The 1,482-nt window shown below is 34.1% G+C and carries 2 protein-coding genes; one reads left to right on the plus strand and one right to left on the minus strand.

What is annotated here, in order from left to right; translation table 11 throughout:
- Positions 1-22 precede the first annotated feature (22 nt).
- Complete coding sequence (locus EUBIFOR_RS03165; protein ID WP_003864473.1) at positions 23-421, minus strand: metal-dependent transcriptional regulator; 399 nt, start codon at positions 419-421, stop codon at positions 23-25.
- 132 nt (positions 422-553) lie between these two features.
- Between EUBIFOR_RS03165 and EUBIFOR_RS03170 the strand changes: the two genes are divergently transcribed.
- On the plus strand, positions 554-1,482 hold a 929-nt coding region (locus EUBIFOR_RS03170; protein ID WP_003864474.1), incomplete at its 3' end, for a DUF1002 domain-containing protein.

A 1,482-nucleotide genomic window follows, 5' to 3' on the forward strand; every position in this document is an offset into this window, starting at 1 on the left:
AAGCGTGATTTTTCACGCCTTTTTATTTACAGCCATCACCCTTACAATCAATACAAGATCGAACGCATTTATTGCCCTTCAATTTTTTAAAGCTTTCTTCACTAATTGTATGTTCCATACGACAAGCTTCTTCTTCTGCAAGAATCGGTTCTACACCCGCATGTAGCAATTGATTTTTAAAATAAACATGTCTTTCATACACTTGAGTTGCCTGTAGTTGGCCTTGTTCTGTAAAAAAGATATATCCTGTTTTATCTGTATAAATCAATTCTTTTTCTTTCAAGTCCTTTAAAGCATGTGAAACACTCGGTTTAGAAAAACCTAAAGCCGCAGCTACATCAATAGCACGAACATTGTCTTGTTGAGACTTTAATACATATATTGTTTCTAAATAATCTTCCTGAGATTGTGTTAGTTGCATTTCTATCCCTCCGGTTAGCTTAAACTTACCATAAAAGTATAACAAAATTTCACATAAGATTCAAAACTTTTGCACAAAAATTAAAGTTAATATACACTTATAACGTATTAGAAAATAAAAGGAGAACAAAATATGTTTAAATGTAATAAATTATTAGGCGCATCCCTTGCAGTTGTAATGGGTGTTTCAGCTTGTGCCACAAATGTATTCGCAATCGATACATCTGTCATTGATGAAAAGTGGGGTAAACCAACCGTTGTATATGGTGGTGGTTTAACGAATGATCAAATTCAAAGTACACGCAATCTCTTCGATATTGAAGATACAAATAACGTATATGAAACAAGCGTTGATGCCAATGATCTATATAACTACCTTGGAATTGCAGGCGGCGATACATCTAGCTTGATTTCAAGTGTTATGGTGCAAAAACAAGATGCAGGAAAAGGCGTCAAAGTAAAGATCATCACAGAAGATAACATCACAAAAATCACTTCAAACCAATATGCCAATGCCGCCATCACAGCTGGTGTTAGCGATGTTGAAATTGATGTAGCTTCTGTTTCAAAAGTAACGGGAGAATCTGCATTAACTGGTGTTTATAAAGCTTTAGAAGCCAATGGCGAAACATTAGATTTAGATCGTACTCAAGTTGCCCAAGATGAACTTGAAACGACAAATGAAATTGCCGAAAATAATGCAGATAATTCAAATTTTGATTCTGGACGCTTAGATCAAGCTATGGTTGAAATCAAACAAGAACTTGCCGAAATCAAAAAAAATCAAGGAAGCGCTGCAACAGCTGAACAAGTCGAACAAGTTGTAACAGACGCTTTAAAGAAATTTAATTTAAGTGACATCATCTCACAAGATGATATTGATAAATTAATTGCGTTTGCCAAGAAATACCAAAATACTTCAGCCATCGATTCACAAGAAGTATTGGAACAATTAAACAAATTGTCTGGTAATTTGAAAAATCAATTATCTGGACTTATCAACAAAGCACAATCTGAGGGTTGGTTCGATAAAATCATCAACTTTATCAAAAGTCTGTTTAA

The organism is Holdemanella biformis DSM 3989 (assembly GCF_000156655.1).
Classification (GTDB): Bacteria; Bacillota_I; Bacilli_A; order Erysipelotrichales; family Erysipelotrichaceae; genus Holdemanella; species Holdemanella biformis.

Bases quoted from the DNA above. Each gene is read 5' to 3' on its own strand.
- EUBIFOR_RS03165 (WP_003864473.1), bottom strand. From the start codon at position 421: ATGCAACTAACACAATCTCAGGAAGATTATTTAGAAACAATATATGTA.